Annotated in this window: 18 protein-coding genes; 8 read left to right on the forward strand and 10 right to left on the reverse strand. The window is 57.9% G+C overall.

The window, feature by feature from the left end; translation table 11 throughout:
- Positions 1–59: 59 nt before the first annotated feature.
- Positions 60–839 carry a hydroxyacylglutathione hydrolase gene (gene gloB / locus AC4ANE_RS09760; protein ID WP_031594809.1) on the reverse strand — a complete coding sequence of 260 codons (780 nt, stop codon included), beginning with the start codon at positions 837–839 and terminating at the stop codon, positions 60–62.
- Positions 840–920: 81 nt separating this feature from the next.
- Between gloB and AC4ANE_RS09765 the strand changes: the two genes are divergently transcribed.
- Both AC4ANE_RS09765 and rnhA read left to right on the forward strand, forming a co-directional pair.
- Complete coding sequence (locus tag AC4ANE_RS09765; RefSeq protein WP_002552747.1) at positions 921–1,682, forward strand: class I SAM-dependent methyltransferase; 762 nt, start codon at positions 921–923, stop codon at positions 1,680–1,682.
- Between the two features lie 46 nt (positions 1,683–1,728).
- Positions 1,729–2,178 carry a ribonuclease HI gene (gene rnhA, locus AC4ANE_RS09770; protein WP_002552748.1) on the forward strand — a complete coding sequence of 150 codons (450 nt, stop codon included), beginning with the start codon at positions 1,729–1,731 and terminating at the stop codon, positions 2,176–2,178.
- Between the two features lie 21 nt (positions 2,179–2,199).
- Here the strand turns inward: rnhA and AC4ANE_RS09775 are convergent, their stop codons facing one another.
- Positions 2,200–3,105: a VOC family protein gene (locus tag AC4ANE_RS09775; RefSeq protein ID WP_002552749.1), complete on the reverse strand. Its 906-nt coding sequence runs from the start codon at positions 3,103–3,105 to the stop codon at positions 2,200–2,202.
- A gap of 15 nt (positions 3,106–3,120) precedes the next feature.
- Positions 3,121–3,885 carry a serine O-acetyltransferase EpsC gene (gene epsC, locus AC4ANE_RS09780; RefSeq protein WP_031594810.1) on the reverse strand — a complete coding sequence of 255 codons (765 nt, stop codon included), beginning with the start codon at positions 3,883–3,885 and terminating at the stop codon, positions 3,121–3,123.
- 260 nt (positions 3,886–4,145) lie between these two features.
- Here epsC and dnaQ point away from each other — a divergent pair, with 260 nt between their 5' ends.
- Complete coding sequence (dnaQ, locus tag AC4ANE_RS09785; RefSeq protein ID WP_002552751.1) at positions 4,146–4,925, forward strand: DNA polymerase III subunit epsilon; 780 nt, start codon at positions 4,146–4,148, stop codon at positions 4,923–4,925.
- A 21-nt stretch (positions 4,926–4,946) separates the two neighbouring features.
- Entirely contained in the window at positions 4,947–5,501 is a 555-nt protein-coding gene (locus AC4ANE_RS09790; protein ID WP_002552752.1) for a GNAT family N-acetyltransferase, read from the forward strand.
- A gap of 46 nt (positions 5,502–5,547) precedes the next feature.
- Here the strand turns inward: AC4ANE_RS09790 and AC4ANE_RS09795 are convergent, their stop codons facing one another.
- Positions 5,548–5,763, reverse strand: coding sequence for a hypothetical protein (locus AC4ANE_RS09795; RefSeq protein WP_002552753.1), 216 nt, complete (start codon positions 5,761–5,763; stop codon positions 5,548–5,550).
- Between the two features lie 211 nt (positions 5,764–5,974).
- Between AC4ANE_RS09795 and AC4ANE_RS09800 the strand changes: the two genes are divergently transcribed.
- Positions 5,975–6,544 carry an NADPH-dependent FMN reductase gene (locus AC4ANE_RS09800; RefSeq protein WP_002552754.1) on the forward strand — a complete coding sequence of 190 codons (570 nt, stop codon included), beginning with the start codon at positions 5,975–5,977 and terminating at the stop codon, positions 6,542–6,544.
- Between the two features lie 137 nt (positions 6,545–6,681).
- Entirely contained in the window at positions 6,682–11,907 is a 5,226-nt protein-coding gene (locus tag AC4ANE_RS09805) for a dermonecrotic toxin domain-containing protein (RefSeq protein WP_460408869.1), read from the forward strand.
- A gap of 43 nt (positions 11,908–11,950) precedes the next feature.
- On the opposite strand, the gene AC4ANE_RS09810 is transcribed toward AC4ANE_RS09805, so the two are convergent.
- Positions 11,951–13,102 (reverse strand): acyl-CoA dehydrogenase family protein, encoded by a 1,152-nt coding sequence (locus AC4ANE_RS09810; RefSeq protein WP_004664374.1) that lies wholly within the window; start codon positions 13,100–13,102, stop codon positions 11,951–11,953.
- Positions 13,103–13,105: 3 nt separating this feature from the next.
- Positions 13,106–14,203 carry an enoyl-CoA hydratase/isomerase family protein gene (locus tag AC4ANE_RS09815; RefSeq protein WP_002552758.1) on the reverse strand — a complete coding sequence of 366 codons (1,098 nt, stop codon included), beginning with the start codon at positions 14,201–14,203 and terminating at the stop codon, positions 13,106–13,108.
- A gap of 278 nt (positions 14,204–14,481) precedes the next feature.
- On the opposite strand from AC4ANE_RS09815, the gene AC4ANE_RS09820 reads away from it, so the two are divergent.
- Positions 14,482–16,161, forward strand: coding sequence for an MFS transporter (locus tag AC4ANE_RS09820; RefSeq protein WP_002552759.1), 1,680 nt, complete (start codon positions 14,482–14,484; stop codon positions 16,159–16,161).
- Positions 16,158–17,315, forward strand: coding sequence for an HlyD family secretion protein (locus AC4ANE_RS09825; RefSeq protein WP_005733139.1), 1,158 nt, complete (start codon positions 16,158–16,160; stop codon positions 17,313–17,315). Before AC4ANE_RS09820 ends, AC4ANE_RS09825 begins: the two co-directional genes overlap by 4 nt.
- Before the next feature lie 315 nt (positions 17,316–17,630).
- Here the strand turns inward: AC4ANE_RS09825 and AC4ANE_RS09830 are convergent, their stop codons facing one another.
- From AC4ANE_RS09830 to AC4ANE_RS09845, 4 genes are all read right to left on the reverse strand, one after another.
- The gene (locus AC4ANE_RS09830) at positions 17,631–19,247 is read right to left on the reverse strand and encodes an inorganic phosphate transporter (RefSeq protein WP_005733138.1); all 1,617 of its coding nucleotides are present in this window, start codon (positions 19,245–19,247) and stop codon (positions 17,631–17,633) included.
- Positions 19,248–19,363: 116 nt separating this feature from the next.
- Positions 19,364–20,383 (reverse strand): transporter, encoded by a 1,020-nt coding sequence (locus AC4ANE_RS09835; protein WP_002552763.1) that lies wholly within the window; start codon positions 20,381–20,383, stop codon positions 19,364–19,366.
- A gap of 170 nt (positions 20,384–20,553) precedes the next feature.
- Positions 20,554–21,375: an aldo/keto reductase gene (locus AC4ANE_RS09840; protein WP_031594815.1), complete on the reverse strand. Its 822-nt coding sequence runs from the start codon at positions 21,373–21,375 to the stop codon at positions 20,554–20,556.
- A 103-nt stretch (positions 21,376–21,478) separates the two neighbouring features.
- Positions 21,479–23,110, reverse strand: coding sequence for a methyl-accepting chemotaxis protein (locus tag AC4ANE_RS09845; protein ID WP_002552764.1), 1,632 nt, complete (start codon positions 23,108–23,110; stop codon positions 21,479–21,481).
- Between the last annotated feature and the right edge of the window lie 165 nt (positions 23,111–23,275).

The raw sequence follows: 23,275 nt of genomic DNA on the forward strand, positions 1-23,275 counted from the left end.
TAGGAAGCAGCCTGCCGTCGGTCAACCTTTCAGAATTTTATTGCGGTTTTATGGTCAGGTCAGAACTTATCTTTCCATGCCCTCAAGCTGGCAAAGACCGCACTCTGCGAGGTGTTTTGCCCGCCGCTCCGTTCGTCCGCTTTTTCTTTAACAGATGTTTCCCGGGTTCGCAGGAACGGGTTGGTGCGTTTTTCCAGAGCCAGGTTTGAAGGAAGGCTGATGCGATTTTCACTACGCCAGCGGGTGACTTCGGCGAGGCGTTGGGCAATATCCTGATTATCGGGCTCGACGGCCTGAGCGAAGCGCAGATTACTCAGCGTGTATTCGTGGGCGCAATAAATCAGCGTGCTGTCCGGCAGTTTGGCCAGACGCTCGAGGGAGTCATGCATCTGCTCTGGCGTACCCTTGAACAGACGTCCACAGCCTGCTGCGAACAGCGTGTCGCCGCTGAACAGCAAGGGCGTTGTAGCGTCTTCATGGTAGAAGGCGATATGACCGAGCGTGTGGCCGGGAACTGCATGCACCACAAACTCGAGGCCGAGCACTGTCAGTCGGTCATGGTCGACCAGTGCGATATCGCGTGCCGGAATAGTCTCTGCCGCAGGGCCGAGTACGCGTGCCCGGGTCGCCTGCTTGAGTTCCGCCACGCCGCCGACATGATCATTGTGGTGGTGGGTGATGAGAATATCGGTCAACCGGTAGTCCGGATGCTCCGCCAGCCAGCCCAGCACCGGTTTCGCGTCGCCAGGATCGACCACAGCGCATTGCTGGCTCGAAAGGTCTTGTAACAACCATATGTAGTTGTCATTGAAAGCAGGAAGGGCGTGGATCTGTATCATGGCGCAGTTCGCATAGCGGCGGACAATGGTGCATCTTAGAGTCTGTTGCCGCTGTACGCGAGCACCTCTGGAGGAGAACTCATGACCGATGAAGCGTTCGCTCAGGCTGATCCTGAGTGGCTTGCATTGATCCGCGCTGCCCGTGAATGGCTTTCCGGGCCGCTGGGGCAGCTTCTGCTCGAAGAGGAACGGCGCATTCTCGACGAAGAGCTGGGGCGGTATTTCGGCGGCTACCTGGTGCATTACGGCCCGTCGGCGCAAGCGCCGCCGGTTGCCCCGCAGGTGCAACGCAATGTGCGGCTCGGAGCACCATTGCCGGGCGTCGAGATTGTCTGCGAAGAGCAGGCCTGGCCATTGAGCGAGCACGCGGCGGATGTCGTGGTACTGCAGCACGGTCTGGATTTCTGTCTGTCGCCCCACGGGCTGCTGCGTGAAGCGGCCAGCAGTGTTCGGCCGGGCGGGCACTTGCTGATTATCGGCATCAACCCCTGGAGCGCCTGGGGCATGCGTCACGTGTTCGCTCGGGATGGGCTGCGCAAGGCGCGCTGCATCTCATCCTCGCGGGTCGCCGACTGGCTGAACCTGCTGGGCTTCGCGCTGGAGAAACGGCGCTTCGGATGCTATCGTCCGCCCCTTGCTTCAGCGGCATGGCAGTCACGCCTTGCTGGGCTCGAAAGCCTCGGTGAAGGACGTCAGAGCCCCGGTGGCGGCTTCTACCTTCTGGTGGCGCGTAAACTGGTGGTAGGCCTGAGGCCTGTACGTCAGGTACGCCGCGACCCTATCGGCAAGCTGATTCCCATGCCGATGGCCAAGGTCAGTCGCAACACTCAGGATCATTCCTGAGCAATGCCATGCTGCACATGAAGCCCATCATTCTGGAAAGGTCGTAATGAGCGATAGCGTTGAACTCTTCACCGACGGTGCCTGCAAGGGCAATCCTGGCCCGGGCGGGTGGGGTGCCCTGCTGGTGTGCAAGGGTGTCGAAAAAGAGCTGTGGGGTGGCGAGGCCAACACCACCAACAACCGCATGGAGCTGACGGGTGCCATTCGCGGGCTCGAAGAACTCAAGCGTCCCTGCGAAGTGACGCTGGTGACCGACTCTCAGTACGTGATGAAAGGCATTACCGAGTGGATGGTCAACTGGAAGAAACGCGGCTGGAAAACCGCGGCCAAGGAACCGGTCAAAAATGCCGATCTGTGGCAGCTGCTCGATGAACAGGTCAGCCGGCATAACGTGAAATGGCAGTGGGTACGAGGCCATATCGGCCATCCCGGCAACGAGCGTGCCGACCAGCTTGCCAACCGTGGTGTTGACGAAGTGCGTGGCATAAAAAGCTGATATTCGTCAGTCGACGTTCAGTCAGATACTCTGTACGAAATCGAGGATGACATTGCCTGCCGCGTGCGGCGCCACGAGGACGCGGTCCGGTATTTCATGACCCCGTATTTCATGATGAGCCACGTCATTACGCGCCAGTATTGCGCGCAGATCGTTGAGGCTCGTGGTGCGCAGCCGGATGGAAATCGCATGGGGGCGCTCCCTGGTAATTGCAGGTAGCTCGACGTCCGGAAATTCCAGGGCAGCTGTCGCGGCGTCGATGGCACGCAATACGCCGCATCGGGTATCAGCCTCCAGGGCGGCACCGTTGTATGTCACCGCATTGCCGTAGATAGCTCGCCAGCGGGGTTCAAGCCGTTCGGGGTCTGCCAGATAGGTGATCGCCAGAATCCCGTCTGCACCATTGGGGTGGTTCTGCCAGCCGCGCACCCAGATCAGCTCAGGACGATGCTGATGGCAGATAAAGTTGGAGGCGTCCGGGAGTTCCGGGTCGATGAAGAGCGCCAGCGAAACAACGGCTTCATCGTCGCGACCATCGGGAAGCGTCATTTTTCGGCGAAAATCAATACGGCCCTGGCTTTCAAGCCCTGCAGCCGCCATACGCGCGTGGTCATCGTCGGCATCTTTACTGTGCAGCGCCACCAGCGAAACGCCTTCTTCGCCGCGGTCGAGGAATTGACCCAACTGACGTCCGAAGCAGAAACCGTTTACCGAGTGGGTGCCGAATTTCGAAGCATCTTCGACGCCGATCAATTCGATAAAGTTACTGGGAAACATCATCAACGAGGTGACGGTTCCCCAAGGGTGGTAGCTGACCGGCGACGGCGCGAAGCCCATTCTGCGATACAGCTCCAGAGCCTCGGCATGATTACGCACGGTGACAAGAGGATGATCGATACCCTGCGCAAATTGAGCAACGGCTGTCATGGTAATAGCTCCTGATTAGCCTTTGGATTTTGTCGTAAAGGTCGCCAGAAAAGCAGGGGCATTACCCACCACCTTTGCCGGTGTGCCAGCGACGACCGTTTCAGCCGCCACTGCTTTGAGTACGACCGAGTTGGCCGCCACAATGGCATTGGCTCCTACTTCGATGTTTCCCAGAACGGTTGCTCCGGCGCAAATAAGTGCGCCTCTGCGGATTTTCGGGTGTCGGTCGCCTGCTTCGTTGAGGGTGCTGCCCAGCGTGACACCGTGCCAGAGGCTCACTTGATCTTCGACTACAGCGGTTTCCCCGATAACAAGGCCGATGCCATGGTCGACAAACAAGGATTTGCCGAGCCGCGCCGCCGGGTGAATATCGATGCTCCAGGTGTTGGCCGCCCAGTTCTGTACTAGCACCGCGCTTTGCTCATCGCCCTCAGCCCACAGTGCATGGGCGATGCGGTATGCCTGAACGGCCTGTATGCCCCGGAAGGTCAGAAAGGCCGTGAGGTGATCCGGGCAGGCAGGATTGACTGTTTCCAGATGGTTGATATCGGCAGCTGCTGCCTGAGCGATGGACGGCCTGGCCTTTATGATCGCCTTGAACCAGTCTTCCAGCGCCACGTTACTCGCTTGGGCCTGCATCTGTCGGGCAAGGTTCGCAGCGAGCGCATCCTCGAAAGTCGAATAGACCAGCAGGTGGCTTGTCGCATAATCGCCGAGTACCGGGTTGCGCTCGGTCAGTTGCCGGGCTTGATCGCGAAGGCGCTGCCAAAGAGGGCTCATATCGATCTCCTGTTGCCGATGGGTCGAGTATGGACACGCGGCAGACGCGTCAGCAATCATCGCAAACTCGGAACTCTGTTGCCTTTATCGCAACTCATGATGCAACTCGGGAGGCGGGCGAGTTCCGGGTAAAATCGCCGAATCCGTTGTATCCCTGCAGCGCCTGCTGACGTTTATCCCTTTCAATTGCGGATGGATCCGACAGGCTCGCAGCTTCCATGGCGTGTTAGAATCGCGGCCTGTAGATGAGGCGACAGTCAATGGCATTACAAAACCTGGATAACAGATCGATCGTTCTCGATACCGAAACCACCGGTATGCCGGTGACAGATGGTCACCGGATCATCGAGATCGGTTGTGTCGAGTTGATTGGCCGGCGCCTGACCGGTCGGCATTTTCACGTGTACCTGCAACCTGATCGCGAAAGTGACGAAGGCGCGATTGGTGTTCACGGTATCACCAACGAATTTCTGGTCGGCAAGCCCCGGTTTGCCGAAGTCGCCGATGAATTTTTCGAATTCATCAAAGGCGCGCAACTGATCATTCACAACGCAGCGTTCGATGTTGGCTTCATCAACAACGAATTTGCCTTGATGGGTTCGCAGGACAGGGCTGATATTACCCAGCACTGTTCGATCCTCGACACCCTGATGATGGCGCGTGAGCGCCATCCGGGGCAGCGCAACAGTCTGGATGCCCTGTGCAAGCGCTACGGCGTCGACAACTCGGGCCGCGAGCTGCACGGCGCACTGCTCGACTCTGAAATTCTGGCCGACGTCTACCTGGCGATGACCGGCGGGCAGACCAGCCTGTCGCTGGCTGGTAATGCCTCTGACGGCAACGGCTCCGGTGAAGGCTCTGGCAACCGAGGCAGCGAAATCCGCCGTTTGCCTGCCGATCGCAAACCTTGCCGCATCATTCGTGCTTCGGAAAGTGAACTGGCCGAGCATGAAGTCCGTATGAGCACCATTGCCAAGGCATCCGGTGCACCTGCTTTGTGGGTACAAATGCTGGAAGCCGCAGCGCAGACGTCCTCCTGACAGCAACCAGCGAGTGGTGACATGAACCTGGCAAACCCTGCCTTGAGCATTCGGATCGCAGACGAATGCTTCGAGGACTACATTCTCAATAGCGAATTCACGTTTACAGTGCTTGGCTATGCCCAACCGCGTATCGGCGAAAGCGTTGATTCATGGCAGGTTGAGCTGGTCGAGCCGTACAGCAAGAATTATGGTATCGATTCTCAGGAGTTTGCCGATCATCGCGATGCCGCCACGAGTTCGGTGATGGTGGCCTGGCTGGATGACCGCCCGGTTGGCCATATCGTGATGAGCACTCACTGGAGCGGGTTCGCCTACATCGATGAATTGGCGGTAGACGAGTCGGCGCGTCGTCATGGGGTCGCGCGCTCATTGCTCGATGTCGCTCAATTCTGGAGCCGCAAGCGCAATCTGCCCGGCATCGTTCTGGAAACCCAGAACAATAACCTGGGTGCCTGCAGGTTGTATGAGCGTTGTGGATACGTGGTAGGCGGGGTGGACCATATGCGCTATCGAGGCATAGATCCCAATACACGTGAAACGGCAATTTTCTGGTATCTGATCTTTTCTGACTAGCAACTTCCCGCTGGCAGCGGTAGCTCGAGCGGGAGTTCTGTTTGTATTACGGCGTTGTACGGGTGATTTTCACGCCCGATTGCACCAGTTGAAAGTCTTCACCGCCCAAATGCTTGACCCGGTCACCAATTGCCAGTCTGTAAGTGATTACCGGCTGCCCGCCCTGCACCTCACCCGGCTGCGATTCCTGGAATTCATGGACCGGGTAGACGCGACCTTCGGCGTCTCTGGCATGAAATTGTCCGACGAGAACTGAAGCCATTTGCTCTGTAACCTCTGAAACTGAATATAACTGCTGGTTTACGAATCCATCGAGGCTAGTAGACCACTGATCTATAGGTGAGTTTGCCGGCAGGAAAAAAATAATCCGGGCGGTTGTGGCGCGTCGGGGAATTGACCAGGGCAATGGTCGTCTAAAGGCGGCTGTTGTTGTATACCTGATATTCCCTATTAATCAGATGACGGATATTTTCATGAGCCAGGTTCATACCATTGCCGTATTGGTCGGCAGTCTGCGAAAAGACTCCATCAACCGAAAAATTGCGCTTGCCCTCGCGGAGCTGGCACCTGCCAGCCTTAAACTTAATATCGTCGAAATTGGCGATTTGCCTCTGTATAACGAAGACATTGATGGCGCTTCTCCGCCGCCAGCCTACAGTGCATTTCGCGACCAGTTGGGCGCTGCCGACGGCGTGCTTTTTGTAACACCGGAATACAACCGTTCGGTGCCGGGTGCCCTGAAAAATGCCATTGATGTGGGCTCGCGTCCTTACGGCAAAAGCGCTTTCAGCGGCAAACCCGGCGCGGTCATAAGCGCTTCTCCGGGTGCTGTCGGTGGCTTTGGTGCCAACCATCACCTGCGCCAGTCTCTGGTATTTCTGGACGTGCTGTGCCTTCAGCAGCCTGAGGCATACCTGGGTGGCGCTGGAAGCTTTTTCGATGAAGCGGGCGCACTGTCCGACAAGACACGGCCATTTCTGGAGACGTTCATCAACGCCTTCGCTGCATGGGTTGAAAAGAACGTCCAGCCTTCCGTTAATTGATGTGAGCGACGTGCGCCTGCGGACCCATTGCTTTATGTAACGCAGGCGCGTCGTGCTACCTCAATAAGCTGTTTCCTTTTCCTCTGCCACGTGCCCCGGCGCAGTGAGCGATGAGGGCTAGTCAAAGGAAACAGCACATGCCAACAGTACTTCCCTATTTTTTCAGCGACTCTCTGCGCAGCCGATTCACACAGGACATTCATGACGCAGTCGGCAGCTCACGCATCAGCAGTGAAGATGGCAAGTGGCTGCAATTATTGGTCGGAGTAAGTGTCGAGCCCAACAGCGATGCACCCCTTCCAAGAGCTGATCGGCTGATCATAGGCGACAATTCGCCCGCTAACGCCGAACTTGCGGGTGCCTTGTTAATCAGTGACCCCACGCCAGGTGTCGCGCCAGTCTTTTTGAGTACCCTGACCTTCGGGGTCGAGCGATTCGAGAGCCGCACTTCGCTGCTAAGTGCCTTGCAGCAGCGGTTTGGCGACGTCAGCGATATATCGACTATCGAGGCAGAGCGTGTCGAGGGCTCGCTCTTCGAAGCGCGTACGCTGGCGATCATGCGCCAGCAGGCCGGGCATCTGGAACGCCTGTTGGTCCAGTTGCAGGAGCTGCCGGACCTGCGAGCTGCGGCAGGCAAGGCCTTGCAGACGGCGTTAGTGCAGAGAGGCGTCGCAGACAGCGTCGACGTTTTCAGTCAGGTGGTGCAGATTCTGGGCACTGACCCCGGAGCCAATCCGGTGGTGTCATCGGTAGTGGGCACTCAGTATCTGGCTGATGCTGCTGTGCAGGCATTTTCCCTGAACGTTCTTCCGACGGGTCTGATACGGCAATTTCTGGATGCGCGGGGCCTTGTCTTGCCGCAAGCGCAGAGCGAGCTTTTCGAGCTGGCGCTGGCTGACGTGGTTTCGGGAGTCCGCGATGCATACGAGCAATTGCTGTCTGACTACTGGATGTCAAAACGACAGGACGGCCGTACAGCAAGAGACTTTATTGGTCATGCGCTCGCTGAGTGCTTTCTTCAGCATCTTCTATCGAGCCGGGCACATGGCACGATGACTGAAGCAGAGTATCGCTGTTTGCTCAGCCTGTTACCCTCGCAACCTGGCAATGCACAGTCGATACGCGTTCAACGGTTGTCAGTCACCGTTGCTGGACAGGAGCCTGTCAAGCTGGTGGGCGTGTTCCTGATTGATTTTCCCGCAGAACAGCCGTCGAGTGCGTTTCTCTACTTCTCGCTGTCGGGCTTCTTGCGCTTTGATGATCCGGCTCGTGCAATATCGCACGTACTGAGCGACCCCTCACGTGCCGAGCTGCTGTTTTATTCATCCTTGAACGATCACCTTGCCATTAAAGAGAAGGGTAAGGTCGAGTCGTATCAGGATGCGTTAGCCAACGTGTTTTTCAGTGAATTCGCTGACTCTGTGATCGCTCTGCAAAAGCGCAATTTGCGTTATGTCCTGGGCCTGCCACCGATCCAATACGAAAAAAATCCGGTTCGGGTTGATGATGCACTGGATATTCGCGCACTACTGGATGGCCGGCTATCAAACCTCCACGACTCAGGGCGCTGGCGTCCGGAAGTGCTGCCCTTTGGCCAAACCTGGGGAGCCTCGATCCAGGCTAGCGTGGGGGAGCATCCGACGCTTGTTTCCGAGCCTTCTTACAACTGGATTGGCAAACTGAAGAAGCTTGATGTGTTGCTTGAGCGTGTTGATGTTCTACATGCCGGTGTAGAGGGCTGCATGCGTCACGCGCTGAACCGTTACCTGGCTGTAATTGGAGGACCACCTCTGGATGCCCGGGCCCTTTGGATCTTGCCGGCTGCCATGGATGCGGTGCCTGTGCGGCTGCTTTCGTTGGCGCTTGACCGCGTTTGTGGCTACACGCAGGACCCCCTGTCAGACAGCGTGGTGGTGGCAGGGCTGATAACTCCGGTTCTGAATCGGCCGTTGCAACGCCTGCCGTTGGCATTGCTCGAACACATACTGGTCTGTGTACAGGAGGAGTTTCCTCGCCGCTTCGAAGAGCAAATCAGCCAATTCTATTCACGTACGGTTCGTCAGCTGGATAGCAGCGAGCGCCCCGGTGTGATATCCGGCCTGGTCCGCGAGTATGCACTGCGCCTGGAATTGCTTGTTGAAAAGCGTACAGGTTTGCTTCCCGAGTCGGTCATCGAGAGCGTTCAGCAATTACTGGACCGGCCACTGCCTGGTCTCAGGGAGGCTCTGGGTGAGTCACAGGTCGATGCGTTCACCGTTTCTGTTCAGTTCGATCCTGAATCACCTGCAATCCAGGTGCCCAACGCGTTCGTGATCAATAACAGGCTTGCTCACAGCTCGCCCGCTCTGTGGGTACTGAGCAAGGGACTTGTAAGTTTCGAAACCCTGCAGGCACTGAAAGACTACATTGCTGCGCGGTTGACAGGTTTCGAACTGGTTTCGCACTTGTCGGGGGTTCTTGCCGAGCCGGACAGGCAGAGGCTGCTTGATCATCGTACCCGGACTGGCACGCTGGATCTCAAGGTAAAACTGCAACGCATTGAAGAGCATTTCATCGAAACGTTACAACGTGGCGAGGTGGAACGTCAGCGAAGCACCGTGGCGTATCTTTATCAGCAGGCCGTGACCTGGCGGGTACCGTCAGAACTTTTCGTCAACCTGCTGAGTGCAGGAGAGCGCGATGACCGAAATCGCCAGGCTCTTGGCTATCTGGGCGTTGCCATCCAGTTCATCATCTACAAAGCCATCGTCCCTTCATGGGTCAGCGAAGCGTCGGGGACTGATCAGATTACGCTGGTGAATGCCCTGCAGCGGTTCTATGTGACCTGTATCGGCCAGAAAGATTTTTTGTTTGATATACCCAGTCTCTATGACTACTCCTGCGAGCGACTGAAAAGCAGGTTCAACACTGATTTCACCGAGCCTCGCCCTGACCCTGAAAGCGTCCGGGTGACAATGGCGCATTACATTCCTGTCCCGGTCGCACCGGGGCAGACACCCCAGTCGATACCGGCGGCCACACAATCAGTCAGCGAAACCCTTGTGGAATATGCCATCGACCGTTTCCTGTCCAGGCAGGACGGGGTCATCCTTCTCTCATCAGCGCACGATAAGCCACTGAACGCGTCGCTCACTCCGGCTTACGTTCGTGATCTGGTGAGGTCGCTGGACATCGCTGCGGGTTACCGGAGCATGCTCGACCCGATCCTTGCCGCGACTGCTCCTGATTACCTCAAGCGACGCAAACTGTTCGTCGATCAGATCCCTTCGCTGGATATACTGCGAGCGTTTGCGCTCAGGCTCAAGAATGAGTTGTCCGAGCAAGCTTATACGGTTATCGAAAACGTTCTTGATATGCCTGATGCCATTGCACGCCTTCCCGTCAACGGCTGCAAGATGGTATTCAGCCCCCTGCAGTTGCTCCCTGCCAAGGAAGGCTGGGAGCCGACCCTCGTACTCAATACGTATCTGATGGGGCCGCATGAAAGCCAATCGGGACCGTGGGTGCTTTACGCGCCACTGCACGACGAATTTGTTTTCAAGGAGTACCCGGACCAGGCTGCGCTGTTGAGGGACATCCATACCTCTACCTATCTTCAAGCGTACATTCTGGATCGTGTTGATCCCCATTTGCGCAAAGTCTATGACAAAGGTGGCTTCGTGGAGCCGCATCTACCTTTCAGTGCAGAATCCTCTTTTGACGTGCCCTTTGATACTCCTGCAGCGGTGACCGTGCAAATCGATCCCTATAACGGTAACTGTCTGCTGCTGATGTTCGAGGGCGCTCTGGATACCCTGAAGTTACAAGTGCAACAGCACAGCGTCACTAATGCCGAACAGCGCCGCGCTGCTTCCCGGTACCTGTTCACTCTGGGGGCCGAGCAAGTCATGGCACTGATGCCGGGGCGTCTGGGTGCATTGGTTGGTATCATCCAGGGGCAGGCGCTATTGAATCTGTCGGTCATCTCGGCCGGGGGGCAGCACTGGGGCAAGGCCCTGTCGGAGTTCATGGCTGCCTTGAGCGTAATGATCTCTTCCGGGCAGAACTCTTCGGCATTCACATCACGTACGGTTGACGAGACCAGCACGTTACCGGACGACGCTGCTCTGTCCGACACGCTTTTGCAACTGGAAGATGAGCCCAATGAGTCCGGGTTTTCCTGGAGCAATAGCTCACTGACGCAGCAGATAAGAGACCGCCTGCGCGAATTCGAAGCTCATGAGATCGCCTTGGACACGCTGCAAAGGGATGAGCTGTTAAGTGTCTACCGCGATCCGGCCACCGATAGAAAGTATGCAGCCATTGGTGGTAAGACCTATGAATTGCAGTCCGATGAGGACGGTTGGTTCATTATTGCGGGCAAGAAGATTGGCCCCTCGGTCAGTCTTGATGCCGATCAGCAATGGAAACTCGATATTCAGGGCGGACTAAAAGGTGGCGGTGGTGCACTTACCCGTATTGAAGGCAGCGTCATTGATGATCTGGTTGACGACCTGATAGTCATCAATGCTCGAGGTATGTCCGAGATTCGACATTCCTATCGAGAAATGGCCCAGGCCATCGAAGATGCATATGTTCAGGCTCAGCATTATCTGGAAAACTGCCTGGCCAACCTGACCAGGCGATTGCCGGACGGAAAGCCAGATCCACGGACGGAAAAGATACTGGCTGATTTTTTTGCTCAGAAGGTCCCGGATGAGCATTTATATAAAGTCACCAAAAAGGCCGTTACCAAGATTTACGAGGAGTTGATGAGCCCTTCGATGTCGCCTATCGACTCCAAGCGTTACGTGGTCGGCATTAACCGGGTGGGCAACGAGTCCGCCAGTGCGTTTATCTTCGAAGCTGACCCATTAAGGCGGGTTTTTCTGACTGAGCAGTTCTTTCGTTTGCCTACCTACCGTTTCAAGCTCAACGTCATTCGCTCGGGTGAATTCAAGCATGGTCCGCATTATCGCGCCACGATCCTGATTCATGAGTTATCTCACCTGGTGCTCAAGACTGACGACATTGCCTATCTCGAATCTCAGGCGCCATTTGTTGATTTACTGGATGATGCATCGGAGTATCGACTGCGCATCAGAAACGAGCTGACCTATCAACAGCAGAAGACCCTGTCCTACCACACTGACCGCGACAAACTGTTCAGGCAGCTGGATGAAGACGCGTGGCGCGACTTGAGGCGAACGGACGGTAATGGTAAGCAGACGATTCTGCGGATAGCGGGTAAGAAGACCCTAGATGAGGCCCGAGACGTGTTTTACGACGATGTTCGCAAGCGTATCGACATCACGCTTAAAAACGCCGACTCGGTCGCGTTGCTGGTGACACTGCTTGGGCGGGAGCGATTCATGACGCGCTGACAGCATGCCCCGGCGACAGGCATCGCCGGGGCAGTCGCGTTTATCAGACCAGGTAGTGACGCAGTTCGCGGGCAATCAGCAGACGCTGGATCTCACTGGAGCCTTCGTAGATCTGGGTGATGCGCGCGTCGCGGTAGTACCTTTCGACAGGGTAGTCTTCCAGGTAGCCGTAGCCGCCATGAATCTGGATTGCTTTGGAACACACCCACTCGGCCATTTCCGAAGCGAACAGCTTGGCTTGCGAGGCTTCGGACAGGCACGGCTGCCCGGCGCTGCGCAGGCGCGCGGCATGCAGAATCAACAGCCGCGAGGCATTGATGCGGGTGTGCATGTCGGCCAGCAGGTTGGCGATGCTCTGGTGCTCGATGATCGGCTTGTCGAACTGCACACGTTCACGCGCATAGGCCAGCGCGGCTTCAAACGCGGCGCGGGCGATGCCCAGCGCCTGCGCCGCGATGCCGATACGGCCACCTTCCAGATTGGAGAGGGCAATGGACAGCCCCTTGCCGCGCTCGCCCAGCAGGTTGGCCGCCGGGATTCGGCAGTTGTTCAAGGTGACAGCGCAGGTGTCGGACGCCCTGATGCCCATCTTGTGTTCGCTGCGGTCAACCACGAACCCCGGGTTTTCGGTGGGTACCAGAAACGCTGACAGGCCCTTTTTACCAAGCTGCGGGTCGGTCACGGCAAACACAATGGCCAGTTGTGCGCGTTTGCCGTTGCTGACGAACTGTTTGGCACCATTGATGACCCACTCATCACCTTGCAACTCGGCACGAGTGCGCAGGTTATGTGCTTCGGAGCCCGCATGCGGTTCGGTCAGGCAAAAGCAGCCTATAGCCCGACCGGTGGCGAGCTTTTCCAGCCAAGTGTGTTTCTGCTCATCAGTCCCGTAATTGAGCACTGGCCCGCAGCCAACTGAGCTGTGTACGCTCATCAGCGTGCCGGTAGCTGCGTCGGCAGCGGAGATCTCTTCAACCGCCAGCGCATAGGCGACGTAGTCGATGTAAGTGCCGCCCCATTGCTCCGGCACCACCATGCCTAAAAGGCCCAGCTCGCCAAGTTTGGCGACCAGCGCATCATCGATCCAGCCAGCCTTTTCCCAGGCCTGGGCGTGCGGGGCGATTTCGTTGCGGGCAAAGTCGCGCGCCATGTCGCGAATCATTACCTGTTCTTCGGTCAATTCAAGGTCGTGCACGACTTAATTCTCCACACCGCTGAAGAAACCCTGCACATGCGCGCTGCTGACGTCCTGCGCGCTGGCGTGTTTCCATTGCGGCTTCTTGTCTTTATCGATTATCAGGGCGCGTATGCCCTCAATCAGGTCGCCACGCTCGAACCATTGGCGGTCCAGGTGCAGTTCCATGGCAAAGCATTCCTGTAGTGGCAAGTGACGGCCACGACGGAGCATTTCCAGGGTCACGGCCATCGCCAGCGGCGAGTGACGCTTCATGCGGCCGACGGTATCCAGCGCCCACTCGCGGGTGTCGCCGATGACCACCTCTTGCAACTGCTCGAGTATGCTGGGGATATCCGGCAAGCCGAAAAAATGATCAATCGCCGGGCGCAGGGTTTCCAGAGGCGGGTAGGGCAGGCGCTGGGTCGCCAGCTTGGCGAGGGCACCCTGCAGGTCCTTGAGCGGCGTCGATTTCCATTTCAGGTGGTCGAGCATGTGGTCGAGGCGCGGCAGCATTTCGCTGTTCATCGACCAGTTGGCAAGCCCGCAGTACAAGGCATCGGCAGCGCCGATCTGGGACCCGGTCACGCCCAGCCAGGTGCCCAGCTCGCCTGGAAGACGCGACAGGAAATAACTGCCACCGACATCCGGAAAGTAGCCAATGGCGACTTCCGGCATGCCTAGCCGGCTGCGTTCGGTTACCACGCGCAGGTCAGCGCCCTGGACAAGGCCCATGCCGCCGCCCAGCACCAGACCGTCCATCAGGGCCAGTATCGGTTTGCGGTAACGGTGAATGGTCAGGTCCAGCTCATACTCTTCGGCAAAGAATGTGTAGTGCAGGTCCTGGCCGTTCTGATGGCTTTCGTACAGTGAACGGATATCGCCGCCAGCGCAGAATGCTTTGCTACCTGCGCCGCGCAGAACCACTGCATGAACAGACGGGTCGTCAGCCCAGAGGTCAAGCTGCTGGCGAAGTGTGCGGACCATATCCAGATCGATTGCGTTCAGGCCTTCCGGGCGATTGAGGGTCAGGTGACCCATGTGGTTACGCACCTCGACAACGATCGAATCCCGGCTGGAGGGTTGCCGAACCGGGCGGGCCGATGAAACCTGTGAACTCATTCTGAACTCCTTGTTCGGTTGCGCTTTCTTCTTGTTCGAGTCTTGTTGGAGCATCGCAGAAGATCCTAGCAGCGCAAATGTGCAAAGCAAAACTGCGTTTAAGCATAGCCTGAAGTTTTACAAAGCCACTATTTAGAGCGTTTGCGGCGAGACTGAGTTTAATGCGCCGGGCTGACCGGGGTGAATCATTGCCTGGCTGATGAGTATTATGACTGTCATTAGTGTCACAAAAGGGAATTCCTCGGGTGCACCCATGAAAGTCTCCATGACCGTTCTCTATGACTGATAAATATGCCCCGCGCGAGTGGGCCGCCCATGAGCGTCCAACCATGCCCGGCTCGCCTTCGACGCCTCTGCATTCCGATGCGCGGCGCTGGGCATTTGCGCTGGTGGGGGTGATCGTCGCGCTGACTGGCGGGCTCGGCAACGCGCTGGTGGTTGCCAACCTGCCCTATTTGCAGGGTGCGCTGGGTGCGACGTCGCAGGACATCGCCTGGTTGCCCGCTGCGTACATCATGACCAATGTGTCGATGAACCTGCTGCTGGTGAAGTTTCGTCAGCAATTTGGTTTGCGCGCGTTCACCGAACTGTTTCTAGTGCTTTATGCACTGGTGACGCTGGCGCACCTGTTCGTCAACGATATTGATTCAGCCATCGCCGTGCGTGCGGCGCACGGCATGGTTGGCGCTGCACTCAGTACCCTTGGGCTGTATTACATGATTCAGGCGTTTCCGCAGAAATGGCGGCTCAAGGCGCTGGTGCTCGGGCTTGGCACCGCCCAGCTGGCGACGCCGCTGGCCCGGCTGGTGTCAGAAGACTTGTTGCAGATCGCCCAGTGGCGCGGTTTGTATCTGTTTGAACTGGGTATGGCGCTACTCTCGCTGGGTTGCGTACTGCTGCTCAAGCTGCCACCGGGTGATCGTTTCAAGGCGTTCGAAAAGCTGGATTTCCTGACCTTCGGCCTGTTGGCTGGTGGTTTTGCGCTGCTCTGTGCCGTTCTCTCGCTGGGGCGCATTGAATGGTGGCTGGAAGCGCAGTGGATAGGTCTGGCGTCGGCGGCCTCCATTGTGCTGATCTGCGCCGGACTGGCCATCGAGCATAACCGAAGCAATCCGTTGCTGATCACGCGCTGGCTAGGCAGCGGGGCGATTCTGCGTCTAGGGCTGGCCGTTATCCTGTTTCGCGTGGTGCTGTCCGAGCAGTCAGTGGGTGCCGTAGGCTTTCTTCAGGCGCTGAACATGGGCAGTCAGCAACTGCACACGCTGTACATGGTGATGTTGCTGGGCAGTGTGGCCGGGTTGGCGGTCAGTGCGCTGACCATCAACCCTGCGCACCTGATCAAGCCATTGCTGATTTCTCTGGCGATGATGGCAGTCGGTGCCTGGATGGACAGTCATTCGACCAATCTGACCCGTCAGTCGAACATGTACCTCAGTCAATTCCTGCTGGCATTCGGCGGTACGTTTTTTCTCGGTCCGACGCTGGTGCTGGGGATCAGTGGTGTACTGGCCAACCCGCGCAACATGGTGAGTTTTTCGGTGTTGTTCGGGATCACACAAAACATTGGCGGCCTGATCGGGTCTGCTGCACTGGGCACTTTTCAGATCGTGCGCGAGAAGTTTCACTCCAGTCACATCGTTGAGCACCTGACCCTGATTGACCCGCTGGTTCAGGCGCGATTGCAGAGCTACAGCGCCAGTTACAGTTCGGTTATTGCCGACCCGTCGCTGCGCAACACTCAAGGCATGCGCGCAATGGCTACGGCTGCGACCCGAGAAGCCAATGTGCTGGCCTACAACGATGTGTTCATGCTGATCGCCCTGATTGCCGTACTGACCATGATCTGGATTTCAGCCCGGGTCCTGTGGCTGAAAATGACCACTCAACCTTTGGCGTTGGCACCTGTAGCACCTGCCGCTTCGCCTTCCGTATCCAATTCCGGCGTTAAATCTTCATGAACGAATCCACGACCTCAGATACAGAAGCAACCCGCAGCGCGCCGCCACCTGCACCGTTGACGTCGCCGGTGACCAGCAAGCCGCGCTCGACCCGCAAGCGAGTCGTGTCTTCGGTGATTTTCGCTGCCGTCGCGCTGGTCGGGGTGCTGGTTGTGCTATACGCCTGGCAACTGCCACCGTTCGCAAGTCCGATCGAGAGCACCGAGAACGCCCAGGTAAAGGGCCAGACCACGCTGATCGGGCCGCAGTTGAGCGGGTATGTTTACGAAGTGCCGGTTCAGGACTTCCAGTTCGTCAAGGCCGGCGACTTGCTGGTGCGTCTGGATGATCGTATTTATCGCCAGCGCCTGGATCAGGCCATTGCGCAACTGGCGGTACAGAAAGCCTCGCTGGCTAATAACCTGCAACAGCGACGCAGTGCCGAAGCGACCATCGGCCAGCGCCAGGCTGAACTGCAGAACAGCATCGCCCAGAGCCGCAAGAGTGCTGCCGATCTGCGCCGCAATCAGGCACTGGTGACCGATGGCTCGGTATCGAAAAGCGAGCTTGATGTGACCCGTGCTGCCGATGCGCAGGCAAATGCCGCGGTCGCTGAAGCCAGGGCGGTATTGCAGATCGCCCGCGAGGATCTGCAAACGGTGATCGTCAACCGTGGCTCACTGGAAGCTTCAGTGGCCAATGCTCAGGCGGCCATCGAACTGGCGCGCATCGACCTGGACAACACCCGCATTGTCGCCCCGCGTGACGGGCAGTTGGGGCAGATCGGCGTGCGCCTGGGTGCCTACGTCAACTCGGGTGCACAATTGATGGCGCTGGTACCCGAGCAGCGCTGGATCGTTGCCAACATGAAAGAAACCCAGATGGCCCATGTGCGCCTTGGCCAGCCGGTAAGCTTTACCGTCGATGCGCTCGACGGTCACGAGATGCACGGCCACGTACAACGAATTTCGCCTGCCGCAGGTTCTGAATTCAGCCTGCTGCCTGCCGATAACGCGACCGGCAACTTTGTGAAGATTTCCCAGCGCATCCCGGTGCGCATCGTGGTCGATGCCGATCAGCCAATGCTCGAGCATTTACGGCCGGGCATGTCGGTGGTGGTGAGTATCGATACCAGTGTAGAGGGTGATGAACCATCGGGTCCCGAGGCACGATAATCTCGCCACCCCTATCGTGCGACGCAGAGCGTCGCGACCTGCATTCCCACGCTGGAGCGTGCGGAACGATCATCGCAACTATCGTGCGACGCTCCGCGTCGAGACCTGCATTCCTACGCTGGAGCGTGCGGAACGATCATCGCAACTATCGTGCGGCGCTCCGCGTCGCGACCTGCATTCCTGCGCTGGAGCGTGAGGAACGATCATCGCAACTATCGTGCGACGCTCCGCGTCGCATGCATTTCTGGACGCTCCGCGTCCTCTTTGCGACCTGCATCAAGACTTGATGGCAGCAGGCACCGCTCGCTGAAGACCTCAAAACAGTTTGCTGAACACCCAGTACAGCGAACCCGAAAGCAGGATGGCAGCCGGCAGGGTCAACACCCAGGCGGTGGCCAGGTTGCGTAAGGTGCGCATTTGCAGGCCTGAACCGTTGGCGACCATCGACCCCGCTACCCCGGATGACAGCACGTGGGTGGTCGATACGGGCAGCCCGTACATGTCCGCCGCGCCGATGGTGAACATCGCCACGACTTCTGCCGACGCGCCTTGTGCGTAGGTCATGTGCGTCTTGCCTATGCGCTCACCTACCGTCACGACGATGCGTTTCCAGCCGACCATCGTGCCCAGCCCCAAGGCGATAGCGACCACAATCTTGACCCAGGTCGGAATAAAACGCGTCGCGCTGTCGATCTGCCCTTTGAACGCATCGAGCTTGGTCTGGGTATCGGCGTCGAAATTGCCTACCTTGTTCTTATCCATCACCCGAATGGTTTCCGAGGTCAGGTACATGTCGTTTCGAACGTTGGTCACCGCTTCCGCAGGCACCTTCGAGAGCGAGCCGTAACTGGCGACCTGATTGCCGATCTTGCCGGTCATGACCGCCAGCGCAGGGATCAGGTCGGGGCCTGCCTGTTTGCTGACCAGATAATCCGACAGGGTCTGGCGCGAGTCAGCCGGGGCAGGCAGGGGAGCACTGCGCATCAGTGCCTGTTGGGTGACCTCTGCCACCGCGCCGAACTGAGTGGCCTGATCGGCCGGCATGGTGCGGTTGAGCGCATAGGCCATCGGCAGGGTACCGACCAGAATCAGCATGATCAGCCCCATGCCTTTCTGCCCGTCATTGGAGCCATGAGCGAATGATACGCCGGTGCAGGTCACGATCAGCATGGCGCGAATCCACAGCGGTGGCGGTGCATTGCCTTCTGGTGCCTTGTACAGCGCGCGGTTCTTGATGAACATGCGCATGGCCAGCAATAGCAAGGCGGCACAGCCGAAACCCACCAATGGAGACAGCAGCAGCGAGTAGCCTATTTTGGTTGCCTGAGACCAGTCCACGCCGCTGGTCCCGTCCCGTCCGTGCATCAAGGCGTTGGCGATGCCGACACCGATGATCGAGCCGATCAGCGTATGCGACGAGGACGCTGGCAAGCCCAGCCACCAGGTGCCCAGGTTCCAGATGATCGCCGCGATCAGCAGGGCGAAGATCATGGCGAAGCCTGCCGATGAGCCGGTTTGCAGAATCAGCTCCACCGGCAGCAGTGCGATGATGCCGAACGCTACTGCACCGCTGGAGAGCATCACGCCGAGAAAGTTGAAGAACCCCGACCAGACCACCGCAAAGCCGGGTGGCAGGGAATGGGTATAGATCACGGTTGCGACTGCGTTGGCGGTGTCATGGAAACCGTTGACGAACTCAAACCCCAGTGCAATCAGCAACGCCACGCCCAGCAGCACGAACGGGGTCCAGGTGGTAACCACCGTGCCCATGTCATCGACATCCTGCTTGAGGCTGTAGCCAGTAAATAGCAGGCCGGCGATGAGTATCGCGAAGAAGATGACCATGGTCAGTCGACCCGGTTTGCGCCCGAAGTGAGTTGCCGACAGGCCCGCCCGGCCCGTCGCATCGGGAGAAAGTGCGTTTATAGCCATGTTCGCAATCCTGATTGAAAGAATATTGACATGGTCATTGCAAAATGTGACAGAGATGCGACATGCGAGTAATCAGTGGCCTTTTGCGCCAGATTTCTGACAACCGGCAGGCCGGGTCAATAATCGCCACGTTTGCGAAATGCCCAGCGTCCCGCGACCAGCGTAAACGTCGCGACCAGTGCCACCAGAATCCAGAAGCCTTCAGGGTCGGACGCCAGTGGTACACCCCCCACGTTCATGCCGAAAAAGCCCGCGACAATGTTGATCGGCAATGCCAGAACCGTTACCACGGTCAGGGTAAACAGGGTTCTGCTGCTCTGTTCGTTGAGGTTGGCGGCAATTTCTTCCTGCAACAGTTTGATGCGCTCGCCCAGTGCCGTGAGGTCGTTGATCACCAGCGAGGACTCTTCGATGGACTGACGCAACGCCTGGACATCCTGCTCGCGCAGCCATTGCGGAGGCTTGTGCAACAGGCGCATCAAAGAGCCCGGTTCCAGCGCCAGCAGACGCTGCAGTCGCACCAGCACACGGCGCATGGCACCGAGTTCGGAGCGATTGTTGCTCAGTCGCTGCGAAAGCAACTGGTCCTCAATGCGGTCGACGTTGACGCTGGTCTTGCGCAGAAACTGGGTCAGCACTTCGCCCTGATCGCTCAGCAGGTGAGCGAGCAGTTCCAGCGGTGAATCGAACTGTTCGCCGCGTTTGACCGCCGAGCGCAACTTGTCTACCGAACGCAGTGGCTGCAGCCGGGCGGTGATCAGCAAGCGCTGTCGAGCGCAGACCCACAAGGTCGAGATGTCGGTCGAGAGCCTGTTGAAATCGAACACCACATCGTTGACTACTGCCAGCAACGTGGCGTCGACGTGCTCGATTCGGGTGGAACGCGAACCCTCGTGCAGGGCCTCGAAAAACTCTTCTGGAAGGTCCAGATGGGTTTTCATCCAGCGCTCGCAGGCTGCGTGCGACAGGTTCAGGTGCAGCCAGATGAAGTCGTTCTCTTCGGGAGGATTTTGCAGGTAATCCAGCGCGGCGGCCGAGCCGATTTCCTGGCCACTTTCAGCGTGGCGAAAACGGAAGCCGTAGAGCAGACCGAAAAGGTCGGAGTCCTGATGGTGGTGCGCGATACTGTGGTTCATGGCTGTCCACGTGCGGCCTGGCCCGGGCAGGGAGGCGAAGGCCGCATGATGACAAGGCGTTATTTCATATTTGTGACAGCTTGTTGCCGGGTGTGTCATCTGTCACATGAAGAGACGGCCGCATTGGCGGCCGTTCAGTCAATCGACAGCTGCTACTGCATCGACACCGGTCAGACCATTGCCAGCGGTACTTTGCGAGTCGGCGCTGGCCAGGCCAGATCAATGTCGGCCAGGTCGCGCTCGGTGAGGCGACTCTGCTCGGCAGCGATATTCAGACGGATATGCTCGGGGTTGGTCGCCTTGGGAATGGCGATCATGTTGTCCTGACGCAGCACCCACGCCAGGGAAATCTGCGCCGGTGTTGCGTCATGGCGTTTGGCGATTTCGTGCAGGGCAGGGTGATAGAGCAGATCGCCTGCCTGGCCAATCGGGCAATACGCCATCAGTGGCAAGTGGCGATCAGCGCTCCACAGCATGAGGTCGAACTCGATGCCGCGTTGTTCCGGGTTGTACAGCACCTGATTGGTCGCGCAACGCGGGTTGTTCAGTTCGATCATGTCCGGGACATCAAAGTTGGAAACACCCCAGGCGCCGATTTTACCCGCTTCCTGCAAGCGTTCGAAGGCTTCGACGGTTTCTGTCAGTGGGTACTGGCCCGGCCAGTGCAACAGATAAAGGTCGATGTAGTCGGTGTTCATCCTTCGCAGGCTTGCTTCGCACGCGGCCGGGATACCGCTGCGGCTGGCATTGTGCGGGTAGACCTTGCTGACCACGAATACCTTGTCGCGTTGCCCGGCGATGGCTTGCCCGACGATCTCTTCGGCAGCGCCGTCGGCGTACATCTCGGCGGTGTCGATCAGGGTCAGGCCCTGTTCGATACCCATGCAAAGGCCAGCAATTTCTGCCGAGCGCAGGTGCCCTTTTTCACCCATGTGCCAGGTGCCCTGACCCAGCACTGGTACAGTTCTGCCTGCCAATTCCAGTGTGCGCATGTGACCCCCTGCAATAAATAAGCATCTAAATGAGCGGTTGATTAAGCAGGTGTCAGGCAACAAGAGGCGCACTAGGTTCCGTGCACCCCATCGCAATGCAGATTTAAACCCGGAACTGCTTCAGCAGCCCGTTCAGTTCTTCACTCAAGTCGCGCAGGTGCAGGCTGGCCGAAGTCGATTGTTCAGCGGCGAGTGCAGTGCTTTGGGACAGTTGCGCGGCCTGGGTCACGTTCTGGTTGATGTCGTCCACCACATGCGTCTGTTGCAGAGTAGCGCTGGCAATGGAGGTGTTCAGGCTATTGAGGTTGCGTAGCGCCTGACTGATGGACGTCAGGCTCTGGCCTGCCTGGTTGGCCTGCTCGATAGTCAGTTGCGAGGAACGGCTGCTGTCGCCGATTACCTTGACCGCCGCGTCGGAATGCTTTTGCAGGCGTTCGATCATGGCCTGGATTTCTGCAGTCGACTTCTGGGTGCGCTGGGCCAGCAGACGTACTTCGTCAGCCACTACGGCAAAGCCACGACCCTGTTCACCTGCGCGTGCCGCTTCGATGGCGGCGTTCAGCGCCAGCAGGTTGGTCTGCTCGGCAATCGAACTGATGACTTCCAGTACGCTGCCGATCTGCGTGCTCTCGCTGGCCAGACTCTGCATCACTTCAACGGCTTGGCCGATGGTGGTGGACAGGTGTTCGATCTGGCGCAGGCTGTTATCGATGTTGACCTGACCCTGCTGCGCCTGTGACTCGGCATCACGCATTTCGTTGGCGGCCTGCTCGGCGTTCTTGGCCACGTCTTGTACGCCATAGGTCACTTCGTTGATCGCGGTGGCAACCAGGTCCATTTGTTGGGACTGCTGCTCGCTGCGTTTCTGCGCCTGCCCGGCATTGCTGCCCAGATCCGTTGAGGCCTGGCCCAGCGCTACTGCCGAATTCTGCAACTGGCCGACGACATTGCGCAGCTTGGCGACAAAGGCGTTGAAGTGAACGCCCAGCTCGGTGATTTCATCCTTGCCGTGGGTTTCCAGCGTACGGGTCAGGTCACTTTCGCCACTGGCGATGCTGGCCATTGCACCGACCGCCGCTCTCAGCGGTCGCACGATACTGCGCACAATCATGACCAGTAGCAGGACCATGACCAGCACGATGCCTGCGATGAAGATGCCGGCGTTCCATAGCTGTGCCTTGAACTCTGCCGCTACGTCATCGACGTATACGCCCGACCCCAGAATCCAGCCCCAGGGCTGAAAAAGCTGCACGTAAGAAGTTTTTTTCACCGGCTCGCTGGCGCCGGGCTTGGGCCAGCGGTAATTCACCATCCCGGCACCCTGGGCTTTGACCAGCGTGACCATTTCGTTGAACACCGCAAAGCCGTCCGGGTCCTTGATGGTCGATATGTCCTGGCCTTCAAGTTTGGGGTTGGTGGGGTGCATGATCATCACCGGGCGCAGGTCGTTGATCCAGAAGTAGTCGCTCTGGCTGTAACGCAAGCCCTTTATCTCTTTCAGGGCCTGTTGTTGCGCGGCTTCGCGCGTCATGCTGCCCGCGGCTTCAAGCCCTTGGTAGTAGGTGAGTATGCCGCTGGCGGTCTGGACCACATGCATGGTTTTTTCGGCCTTGGCCTGATACAGATCGTTATGGATCTGTCTGAGCAGGGTCGCCGACAAAACAAAAAGCATCAGCACTGAAACCACAAGGATCAGCCACAGACGGCGGCTGATGGAAAAACTGCGCATACTCATGATTATCATCCCGTGCATTATTTTTTCTTTTTATGGAAACCGAGCCGCGCAACGCGCGATGCAGAGCCTTTAAGCTTCTCGGCGCATCATGACCAAACATGAGATAACAGTCACATTTTTTTACAGACCTACATCGGTATAGCGAAAGGCTTACAGCAACAGACG

It is taken from the genome of Pseudomonas sp. Pme6b (assembly GCF_058129925.1).

Excerpts from the sequence above, each read along its gene's own strand:
- AC4ANE_RS09840 (WP_031594815.1), bottom strand. The coding sequence starts at position 21,375 with ATGCGCACACTGGAATTGGCAGGCAGAACTGTACCAGTGCTGGGTCAG.
- AC4ANE_RS09790 (WP_002552752.1), top strand. The coding sequence starts at position 4,947 with ATGAACCTGGCAAACCCTGCCTTGAGCATTCGGATCGCAGACGAATGC.
- AC4ANE_RS09795 (WP_002552753.1), bottom strand. The coding sequence starts at position 5,763 with ATGGCTTCAGTTCTCGTCGGACAATTTCATGCCAGAGACGCCGAAGGT.
- AC4ANE_RS09775 (WP_002552749.1), bottom strand. The coding sequence starts at position 3,105 with ATGACAGCCGTTGCTCAATTTGCGCAGGGTATCGATCATCCTCTTGTC.
- AC4ANE_RS09845 (WP_002552764.1), bottom strand. The coding sequence starts at position 23,110 with ATGAGTATGCGCAGTTTTTCCATCAGCCGCCGTCTGTGGCTGATCCTT.
- dnaQ (WP_002552751.1), top strand. The coding sequence starts at position 4,146 with ATGGCATTACAAAACCTGGATAACAGATCGATCGTTCTCGATACCGAA.
- AC4ANE_RS09805 (WP_460408869.1), top strand. The coding sequence starts at position 6,682 with ATGCCAACAGTACTTCCCTATTTTTTCAGCGACTCTCTGCGCAGCCGA.
- AC4ANE_RS09765 (WP_002552747.1), top strand. The coding sequence starts at position 921 with ATGACCGATGAAGCGTTCGCTCAGGCTGATCCTGAGTGGCTTGCATTG.
- epsC (WP_031594810.1), bottom strand. The coding sequence starts at position 3,885 with ATGAGCCCTCTTTGGCAGCGCCTTCGCGATCAAGCCCGGCAACTGACC.
- AC4ANE_RS09820 (WP_002552759.1), top strand. The coding sequence starts at position 14,482 with ATGACTGATAAATATGCCCCGCGCGAGTGGGCCGCCCATGAGCGTCCA.
- rnhA (WP_002552748.1), top strand. The coding sequence starts at position 1,729 with ATGAGCGATAGCGTTGAACTCTTCACCGACGGTGCCTGCAAGGGCAAT.
- AC4ANE_RS09830 (WP_005733138.1), bottom strand. The coding sequence starts at position 19,247 with ATGGCTATAAACGCACTTTCTCCCGATGCGACGGGCCGGGCGGGCCTG.
- AC4ANE_RS09800 (WP_002552754.1), top strand. The coding sequence starts at position 5,975 with ATGAGCCAGGTTCATACCATTGCCGTATTGGTCGGCAGTCTGCGAAAA.
- AC4ANE_RS09815 (WP_002552758.1), bottom strand. The coding sequence starts at position 14,203 with ATGAGTTCACAGGTTTCATCGGCCCGCCCGGTTCGGCAACCCTCCAGC.
- AC4ANE_RS09835 (WP_002552763.1), bottom strand. The coding sequence starts at position 20,383 with ATGAACCACAGTATCGCGCACCACCATCAGGACTCCGACCTTTTCGGT.
- AC4ANE_RS09825 (WP_005733139.1), top strand. The coding sequence starts at position 16,158 with ATGAACGAATCCACGACCTCAGATACAGAAGCAACCCGCAGCGCGCCG.
- gloB (WP_031594809.1), bottom strand. The coding sequence starts at position 839 with ATGATACAGATCCACGCCCTTCCTGCTTTCAATGACAACTACATATGG.